Origin of the sequence: Mycobacterium helveticum, assembly GCF_007714205.1 — a bacterium.
Lineage (GTDB): Bacteria > Actinomycetota > Actinomycetes > Mycobacteriales > Mycobacteriaceae > Mycobacterium > Mycobacterium helveticum.
This window is the reverse complement of the sequence record NZ_VMQU01000163.1, coordinates 1-9543: the sequence shown is the minus strand read 5'-3', so window position 1 is coordinate 9543 and position 9543 is coordinate 1. Positions and strand designations below refer to the sequence as shown.

Annotated in this window: 6 protein-coding genes, 1 tRNA gene and 1 pseudogene; 6 read left to right on the top strand and 2 right to left on the bottom strand. The window is 69.4% G+C overall.

The window, feature by feature from the left end; translation table 11 throughout:
* Window positions 1-115 precede the first annotated feature (115 nt).
* From FPZ47_RS24640 to FPZ47_RS24620, 5 genes are all read left to right on the top strand, one after another.
* Complete coding sequence (locus tag FPZ47_RS24640) at window positions 116-4216, top strand: bifunctional nitrate reductase/sulfite reductase flavoprotein subunit alpha (RefSeq protein WP_246133549.1); 4101 nt, start codon at window positions 116-118, stop codon at window positions 4214-4216.
* 154 nt (window positions 4217-4370) lie between these two features.
* Window positions 4371-4682, top strand: a complete 312-nt coding sequence (locus FPZ47_RS24635) for a hypothetical protein (protein WP_144955478.1) — start codon at window positions 4371-4373, stop codon at window positions 4680-4682.
* A gap of 423 nt (window positions 4683-5105) precedes the next feature.
* The gene (gene cysK / locus FPZ47_RS24630; RefSeq protein ID WP_144955481.1) at window positions 5106-6041 is read left to right on the top strand and encodes a cysteine synthase A; all 936 of its coding nucleotides are present in this window, start codon (window positions 5106-5108) and stop codon (window positions 6039-6041) included.
* Window positions 6042-6043: 2 nt separating this feature from the next.
* Window positions 6044-6727 carry a serine O-acetyltransferase gene (cysE, locus tag FPZ47_RS24625; RefSeq protein ID WP_144955484.1) on the top strand — a complete coding sequence of 228 codons (684 nt, stop codon included), beginning with the start codon at window positions 6044-6046 and terminating at the stop codon, window positions 6725-6727.
* Window positions 6728-6811: 84 nt separating this feature from the next.
* Window positions 6812-8458, top strand: coding sequence for an NAD-dependent malic enzyme (locus FPZ47_RS24620; RefSeq protein ID WP_144955487.1), 1647 nt, complete (start codon window positions 6812-6814; stop codon window positions 8456-8458).
* A gap of 11 nt (window positions 8459-8469) precedes the next feature.
* Here FPZ47_RS24620 and FPZ47_RS24615 read toward each other — a convergent pair.
* Window positions 8470-8542, bottom strand: a tRNA-Asn gene (locus tag FPZ47_RS24615).
* Window positions 8543-8691: 149 nt separating this feature from the next.
* Here FPZ47_RS24615 and FPZ47_RS24610 point away from each other — a divergent pair.
* A complete protein-coding gene (locus tag FPZ47_RS24610) occupies window positions 8692-8970 on the top strand; it encodes a hypothetical protein (RefSeq protein ID WP_144955490.1) in 279 nt (92 codons plus the stop codon).
* Here the strand turns inward: FPZ47_RS24610 and FPZ47_RS24605 are convergent.
* Window positions 8945-9543, bottom strand: a pseudogene (locus FPZ47_RS24605) (DNA primase); the annotation flags it as partial. The gene FPZ47_RS24610 and the pseudogene FPZ47_RS24605 overlap by 26 nt on opposite strands.

Here is a 9543-nt window from a genome sequence, read left to right as displayed (position 1 = left end):
CGCCCACCCCGTGGAGCCCGATACCACGCCGGTGAACACTGCTCTGGTGAACACTGCTCTGGTGAACACTGCTCTGGTGAACACCGTGTGCGGCTATTGCGGCGTCGGCTGCGGCATGGTGTTGCAGGTCACAACAGACGCGAAAATCGACCGCCATCACGTCGTGAAGTCGACTGGCAACAAACAACATCCGGCGAACTTCGGCCGGCTGTGCACCAAGGGCACGACCACCGCGGACCTGCTCGCCGCGCCGGGCCGGATGGGAACGGCGCACCTGCGGACCGACCGCGGCGCACCCGCCGAGCCGATCGACATCGACGACGCGATCGCCCGCTGCGGCAAGGGGTTACGCGAGATCGTCGACCAGCACGGTCCGGACGCCTTCGCCCTCTACGTGTCGGGACAGATGTCCCTCGAGGCGCAGTACCTGGCCAACAAGCTGGCCAAGGGCTTCATCGGCACCAACCAGATCGAGTCGAACTCGCGACTGTGCATGGCCAGCGCGAGTTCCGGCTACAAGCTGTCCCTCGGCGCGGACGGCCCGCCGGGCTCCTACGAGGACTTCGACCGAGCCGACGTCTTCTTCGTCATCGGCGCGAACATGGCCGACTGCCACCCGATCCTGTTCCTGCGCATGATGAATCGCGTCAAGTCCGGTGCCAAACTGATCGTCGTCGACCCGCGCCGCACCGCGACCGCCCAGAAAGCCGACCTGTTCCTGCAGATCAACCCCGGCACCGACCTCGCACTCCTCAACGGCCTGCTGCACCTGATCGTCGAGAACGGTTACACCGAAACCGAATTCATCGCCGATTTCACAGAGGGCTGGGAACAGATGCCCGGCTTCCTGCGGCAGTACACCCCCGAGACCGTGAGCGGGATCACCGGCCTGGCCGTCGCAGACCTCCACACCGCCGCCCGCTGGATCGGTGAGTCGGCGAACTGGATGAGTTGCTGGACAATGGGACTCAACCAGAGCACCCACGGCACCTGGAACACCAACGCCGTCTGCAACCTGCACCTGGCGACCGGCGCGATCTGCCGGCCGGGCAGCGGCCCCTTCTCGCTCACCGGCCAGCCCAACGCGATGGGCGGACGCGAAATGGGTTATATGGGGCCGGGTCTGCCGGGCCAGCGTTCGGTGGGCTCGGCCGACGACCGTGCCTTCGTGGAGGACCGCTGGGGCATCCCCCGCGGGACGCTGCGCGCCGAGGCCGGCACCGGCACCGTCGACCTGTTCTCGCGGATGGCCGAAGGCCGGATCAAAGCGTGCTGGATCATCTGCACCAATCCGACTGCTTCCGTGGCGAATCGGAAGACCGTACTGGAGGGTCTGGAAGAGGCGGAGCTGGTCATCGGCCAGGACGCCTTCCTCGACACCGAAACCAACGAATACGCCGACGTGTTGCTGCCGGCTGCCCTGTGGACGGAATCCGAAGGGGTGATGGTCAACTCCGAACGCAATCTGACACTGTTCCAGCCGGCCGTCAAGGCGCCGGGCCAGGCTCTGCCGGACTGGCAGATCATCGCCCGGATCGCCTGTGCGATGGGGTATTCGGATGCCTTCAGCTACGAATCCGCCGGGGAAGTTTTCGAGGAGATCAAGCAATTCTGGAATCCCGCAACGGGATACGACCTGCGGGGATCAAGTTACGACCTGCTGCGCCGGGGGCCGCTGCAGTGGCCGTGCCCACCCGGGGCCACCGGCGGCCGCAGCCCGATCCGCTACGTCAACGACGGCGTCAGCCAGACGAGGCTGATCCGCGCGGACGGGACCGTGCCCCGGCTCGCCTTCCCGACCCCGAGCGGGCGTGCGGTCTTCTTCGCCCGCCCCCACCTGCCGCCCGAGGAAATGCCCGACGGCGACTTCCCGTTCGTCCTCAACACCGGACGCCTGCCGCACCAATGGCACACCATGACCAAAACCGGCAAGGTCGCCAAGCTCAACCGGCTCAACCCCGGGCCGTTCGTCGAGATCCATCCCGACGACGCCGCCCGGCTGGGCATCGTCGAGGACGACCCGGTCGAAATCGCCTCGCGGCGCGGGCGTGCCGTGCTGGCGGCCGTGGTCACCGACCGCGTGCGCCCCGGCAACTGCTTTGCACCGTTCCACTGGAACGACGCGTTCGGCGAGTACCTGTCGATCAACGCCGTCACCAACGACGCGGTCGACCCCGTCTCACACCAACCGGAATTCAAGGCCTGCGCGGTGTCGTTGACCCGGGTCGCCGTCTCCCACGCGGACCCCGCCGCCACGGCGCCCACCGAACCGCGGGACTCCGGCGGGGCGCGGCTCGAGCTTTTGGCCGAACTGCTGGGGTTGCCAACCCAACCCGTGCCGGAGTTCGACGAATCCGCCCGCTCCTACCTGGCGGGGATGCTGGTCGGCCTGCGCTCGGAAGCCGCCCAGCGCGCGCCCGGGGTGCCCACCGTGCCCGTCAGCGCACCGTTGGACCAAAGCACCAGGCTCTGGGTGGACGGTTTGCTCGCGGGCCTGTTCGCGCGCGCGGAGACGCCCCGGCCACGCAGGGAACTGGCCGTCGGGAAACCGGTGACCGGCGCGTCCGGCGATGCGGCGGTCGTGGTGTTGTGGGCCTCCCAGACGGGCAACGCCGAGGAACTGGCCGCCGACGTCGCCGCGCAGTTGCGCGCCGCGCGGCTGCCGGTCGCGTTGCACGGCATGGACGACTTCCCGGTGGCCGAGTTGCCGGGCACGCGGGAACTGCTGCTGATCACCAGCACCACCGGCGACGGCGATCCCCCCGACAACGGCGCCGCATTCTGGCGGGCGCTGACGGCCGACGGTGCGCCGACGCTCACCGGGACCCGCTATGCCGTGCTCGCGCTGGGCGACTCCAACTACGACGACTTCTGCGCTCACGGGCGCAAACTCGATGAAAGGCTCGCCGTGCTGGGGGCGACCCGGTTGATCGACCGGGTCGACTGCGAGCCCGACTACGACGACGCGGCGGCCGGCTGGTTGAGGCGGGTCATCACCACGCTGGGCCGCTCGGCAGCACCGGACGGCGAAGCGTCCACGCCACCGGCCGCCTCCTCGACGCCGGCGACGCGACCCGGCATGCGGTCCGCGGCACCGGCCTACAGCAAGAAGCATCCGCTGATCACCGACATGGCCCGCAACATCACCCTCAGCCGGCCAAGCTCGGCAAAAGACGTGCGGCAGCTGGTGTTCCACCTGCCCGAGAAATCGCTCAGCTACGAGGCCGGCGACGCGCTCGGCGTGTGGCCGCGCAACAGCGCCCGCCTGGTCGACGAATGGCTCTCTCTGTCCGGGCTGGACGACGAGGCCCCCGTCGAGATCGTCGGTCACGGTGTGATGTCCCTGCGGTCGGCGCTGTCCGAGCGTCTCGAGATCGCTCACATCAGCCCGGACCTGCTGCGCTTCGTGCAGCAACACACCCGCGACACGGGCCTGGCCGAGCTGATGAAGCCGGAGAACAAGCGCGCGCTCGGTGATTGGGCCTGGGGACGGCAATCGGTCGACCTGCTCGCCCAGTTCCCCGTCACCGCCTCCGTCGAGGAATGGCTGGCCGCGCTCAAACCGCTTCAGCCGCGGCTGTATTCGATCTCGTCCAGCCCCAAGGAAAGTCCCCGAGAGGTTCACCTGACGGTCTCGCCCGTGCGGTACAACTTCCAGGGGGTGCCGCGCCACGGCGTGTGCTCGACCTACCTGGCGGAGCGCTCGCCGGGCGACCAGATCGCACTGTACGTGCGGCCGTCCAGCAATTTCCGGACCCCGGCCGATCCCCGGACGCCGATGATCATGATCGGTCCCGGAACCGGGATCGCCCCCTTCCGCGGCTTTCTGCAGGAGCGTCGCGCGCTGGGCCACACCGGACCCAACTGGCTGTTCTTCGGTGAACGCCACGCCGCCACCGACTTCTACTACCGCGACGAGATCGAGGCGATGCGTGCCGACGGATTCCTCACCGAGCTGGACCTGGCCTTCTCCCGCGATCAGCGCGAGAAGGTCTACGTGCAGCATCTGATGCGGCGCCGCGGCGCCCAGGTGTGGCGCTGGCTGCAGGACGGCGCACAGGTGTACGTCTGCGGGAACGCCGACCCGATGGCCAAGGACGTCGACCGCGCGCTGTGCGACATCGCGGCCGAGCACGGCGGGCTCGACCGCGACGCCGCCCGGGCCTACGTGCGCTCGCTGAGCGCCGACAAGCGCTACCACCGCGACGTCTACTGACACCATCGCGCGCCGCGTGAGACGCGTAATGCGACCGAAACGTCGCGCACCCGCCGCCGAAACATCTGCGTCGCACCATTCCCTTACAGCGCACCATTCCCTTACAGATTGTGCGGGTCTGTCAGATTGTGCGGGTCAGAGGAGTGCAGCAAGCGTGACTCGGGACTATGCCGGGTCCGAAGGGACCCCCGAATACGTCTGTCCGCCGCAGTGCCGGCTGCGACTCGGCGCCGCCCGCGACACGGCCCACGAGCAGGTCGACTGGGCGGGGCTGCCCGTCAACCTGGATTTCGTGTTCTCCCGCAACCAGCGGGACACGGTGTACCTGCAGCACCTGCAGCGCCGGCGCGACCCCCGGCTCGCGCGCCGGTTCGACGGCGGGCCCCGGCCGTGCGCCCGCGGCAACGACTGCCCCCTGGTCCGGGACGACCGGCTCGCGCGAACACCGCCCGCCGCCGGAGGCTGAGCGCCACCAGCGCCACGTCTCGTGGACGAAGCGCGCCCCGCGCGGAATTGACCGGCGGTCCATCCGGTTGAGACCCGTAGGCGATGGTCGAGCTTCGGGACGAGGTAGAGGCGCGGATGAGCCGGACCAGCGAACAGCACAGGTGTCCTATAGTGGGGCTATGCAACAGGCCAGACAGCCGCGCTTCGCCCTTACGCGCCGCCCCGCCGTGGACTGTTGTTGTCGCTGTTGTTGATTTCCTGACGCCTTTCGACGCTCAACTGTTGTTTGCGTCCGGCGCCGGAGACGGCGCGGTACCACGCGTACGCCGGGGCGACACCAGGACGCGCGTCACACTCCAGGAAGACCGAGCACGATGACCGCATTTCACGGATCTCACCAAGGGTTTGGCCGACGTGTCCCGAACACCCTCGAGGAGGACACATGAGAAGCATCGCCGAGGACATCACGCAGTTGGTGGGGGGCACGCCCTTGGTGCGGCTGCGCCGGGTCGGCGAGGGCGCCGGCGCCGACGTCGTGGCCAAGCTGGAGTTCTTCAACCCGGCGAACAGCGTCAAGGACCGCATCGGCGTGGCCATGATCGACGCGGCCGAGCGGGCGGGCCTGATCAAACCCGACACGATCATCCTCGAACCGACGAGCGGCAACACCGGCATCGCACTGGCGATGGTGTGCGCCGCGCGGGGCTACCGGTGCGTGCTGACGATGCCCGAGACGATGAGCGTCGAGCGGCGGATTCTGCTGCGCGCCTACGGCGCCGAACTCGTGCTGACGCCCGGCGCCGACGGCATGGCGGGCGCCATCGCCAAGGCCGAGGAACTCGCCAAGACCGACCAGCGGTATTTCGTGCCGCAGCAGTTCGAGAACCCCGCCAACCCGGCCGTCCACCGCGCCACCACCGGGGAGGAGATCTGGCGTGACACCGAGGGCAAAGTCGACATCTTCGTGGCCGGGGTGGGCACCGGCGGCACCATCACCGGCGTGGCCCAGGCCATCAAGGAGCGCAAGCCGTCGGCGCAGATCATCGCGGTGGAGCCGGCCGCGTCACCGGTGCTGTCCGGCGGGCAGAAGGGGCCGCACCCGATCCAGGGCATCGGCGCCGGCTTCGTCCCGCCGGTGCTGGACATGGACCTGATCGACGAAGTGGTCACCGTCGGCGACGAAGACTCGTTCACCATGGCCCGGCGCCTGGCACGCGAAGAGGGGCTGCTCGCCGGCATCTCCTCGGGCGCGGCCGTGGCGGCCGCCGTGCAGGTGGCCCGCCGGCCCGAGAACGCCGGCAAGCTTGTCGTCGTGGTGCTCCCGAGCTTCGGCGAACGGTATCTGAGCACACCGTTGTTCGCCGATCTGGCGGACTAGCCATGCTCGCTGCCCTGCGCAACGACATCCGGGCCGCCCGCGAGCGGGACCCGGCCGCGCCGACGACGCTCGAGGTGATCGTCGCCTACCCCGGCGTGCATGCCATCTGGGGTCACCGGATCAGCCACTGGCTGTGGAACCGCGGCGCGCGGGTGACGGCGCGGGCGTTGGCCGAGCTGACCCGCATACTGACCGGCGTCGACATCCACCCGGGTGCCCATCTGGGCTCCGGGTTGTTCATCGACCACGCGACCGGTGTGGTGATCGGGGAGACGGCCGAGGTGGGCGACGACGTCACGATGTACCACGGCGTCACCCTCGGCGGCAGCGGCGCCGACACCGGCAAACGCCACCCCACCATCGGCGACCGCGTGACCATCGGCGCCGGGGCCAAGATCCTGGGCGCGATCAAGATCGGCGACGACAGCCGCATCGGCGCCAACGCCGTGGTGGTCAAGCCCGTCCCGTCCAGCGCGGTGGTCGTCGGGGTGCCCGGGCAGGTGATCAGTCGCCCGGGCCGGGGCAGCCCGGACGACTCGATGATGCCGGACCTCGTCGGTGTCAGCCTGCAATCCCTGCTGACCCGGGTCGCCAAGCTGGAGGCGTTGAGCGACGGGCAGCAGAGCGGGCGTGTCATCCGGCCGCCCGAAGCCGGGATCTGGCACGGCGAGGATTTCTCCATCTAGATCGCCGTCCGGGTCGCCGTAGGGCGGACCACCGCGATCGGCGTTACCGTGGGCCGGGGCGGCAGACCACGGACGGAGGATGTCATGAGCGATCCCTGCACGCCGGCTGTCCCGGTGGCGCTGTCCGCGCCGAGCCTGAACCGCGGGGTCGGCTTCACCCACGAGCAGCGGCGACAGTTGGGGCTGACCGGCCGGCTGCCCTCGGCGGTGCTCACGCTCGACCAGCAAGCCGATCGGGTGTGGCAGCAAGTGCAAAGCCTGGCAACGGATTTGGGCCGAAATCTGCTGCTGGAGCAGCTGCATTACCGCCACGAAGTGCTGTATTTCAAGGTTCTCGAAGACCACCTGCCCGAGCTGATGCCGGTGGTCTACACCCCCACGGTCGGCGAGGCCATCCAGCGCTTCTCCGACGAATACCGCGGTCAGCGGGGACTTTTCCTCAGCATCGACGAACCGGATGAGATCGAGGAGGCGTTCGGCACCTTCGGCCTGGGACCCGAAGACGTCGACCTGATCGTGTGCACCGACGCCGAGGCGATCCTGGGCATCGGCGACTGGGGTGTCGGGGGCATCCAGATCGCCGTGGGCAAGCTGGCGCTGTACACCGCCGGCGGCGGCATCGACCCCCGCCGCTGCCTGGCGGTTTCGCTGGACGTCGGCACCGACAACGAACAGCTGCTGGCCGACCCGTTCTACCTGGGCAACCGTCATCCCCGGCGCCGCGGCGCCGAATACGACGGTTTCGTCAAGCGCTACATCGAGACCGCGCACCGCCTGTTCCCGAACGCGATCCTGCATTTCGAGGACTTCGGGCCGTTGAACGCGCGCGGCATCCTGCAGACCTACGGCGACCAGTACTGCGTGTTCAACGACGACATCCAGGGAACCGGCGCGGTCGTCGTGGCGGCCGTGCACGGGGGGTGCCGCGTCACCGGGACCCGGATGCGCGACCAGAAGACGATCGTCTTCGGGGCCGGGACGGCCGGGATCGGCGTCGCCGACCAGATCCGGGACGCGATCGTGGCCGACGGCGCCACGGTCGAGGAGGCCAGGTCGCAGATCTGGCCGATCGACAAGCAGGGCCTGCTGTTCGACGACATGGACGACCTGCGGGATTTCCAGCGGCCCTACGCCAAGAACCGGCGCGAGCTGGGTGTGGCCGCGGGCGAGCGGGTGGGCCTGGTGGACGCGATCAAACTCGCGTCACCCACCCTGCTGCTGGGCTGCTCGGCGGTGTCGGGGGCGTTCACCCGCGAGGTCGTCGAGGCGATGACGGCGTCGTGCGAGCGCCCGATGGTCTTCCCGCTGTCCAACCCCACCTCCCGCATGGAGGCCATGCCGGGCGACGTGCTCGAGTGGTCGCAGGGCCGCGCCCTGCTGGCCACCGGAACTGCGGTGTCGCCCGTCGAATACGACGGCACCACCTCCACCATCGGGCAGGCCAACAACGTGTTGGTGTTCCCGGGAATCGGGCTGGGCATCATCGTCGCCGGAGCCAGGCTGGTCACCACGAAGATGCTGCAGGCCGCGGCGGGAGCCCTTGTACACCAGGCGTGTCCGACAGATCCGGGCGATTCGCTGCTGCCCGACGTCAAGAACCTGCGCGCCATCTCCGCGGCGGTTGCCGAGGCCGTCTACCGCGCGGCCGTCGACGACGGGGTCGCCCGCAGGACACATGACGACGTCCGGCAGGCCATCGCCGACACCGTCTGGACGGCGGCCTACGACTAGCAGAAGCGTTGCTCCCCCGGGAGGACTCGAACCTCCAACCGTTCGGTTAACAGCCGAATGCTCTGCCAGTTGAGCTACAGGGGACTGACCGCGGGACGACTCTAGCGTACTGGCATCCCCGCACCCAACCAGAGGGACCGATCCGTGGGTGCGCCGCGAGGGAGATCGGCCGCGCGGGCACCCCACCGGGTGAGGCAGGATGGAGAAGTCCGTACGTCGTCGGGAGGAACGCTTTGATCCGGTATGCCGTGGTACTCGGCCTGGGTTACGTGCTGGGCACGAAGGCCGGACGCCGTCGCTACGAACAGATCACCGGCACGTATCGCGCGCTGACCGGCAGTCCCGTGGTCAGGTCGATGATCGAGGGCGGACGGCGCAAGGTCGCCAACCGCATCTCACCCGACGCCGGGTTCGTCACGCTGGCCGAGATCGACGCCGAGACCGCCATCGTGGAGCGGGGGGTACAGCGGGGGGATGACGAGGCGCTCACTCCGTCTGATCGTCGCCGCTAGCCTGTTCCAGCAGGCTGCGTCGGTAGGCCTCCAGGGCGACCAGGTCGCCGAACAGGGCGTGGTATTCGTCGCCCTGCTCGATGGGTGACATGCGCTGCAACCGGGACTTCACGTCGGCGATCTGCCTGCCCATCCAGACCGCCTGCAGACGGGCCAGCACCCCGGCGATGTAGCGCGGCAGCTTCTCCTCGTCGACCTGGACGGTCTCCACGCCGAGCTCGCTGATCAGGCCCGCGGTCAGGGCCGATGTGGTCTTCTGCCGGACCATGTCGATCCACTCCGCCCCGGTGACGCCGGTCGAGGTGCCGCCGGCCGCCTCGATGGCCACGCGGACCGCCGCGTAGCCCGGGTGGGTGAAACTCTCGACGGTCAGGGTGTCGAACACCGGGCCGGCCAGCGCCGGGTACTGCAGCGCCGACTTGAGCGCCTCGCGCTGGGGCCACAGGCTGGGATCGCGCGGGTCGGGGCGGGCGGGGGGGGGGGGGGGGGGGGGGGCCCGCGCCCCCCCCCCCCCCCCGGGCGGGGGGGGGGGGGGGCGGGCGGCCCCCCCGCGCGGGCCGCGGGCGGAGCCGG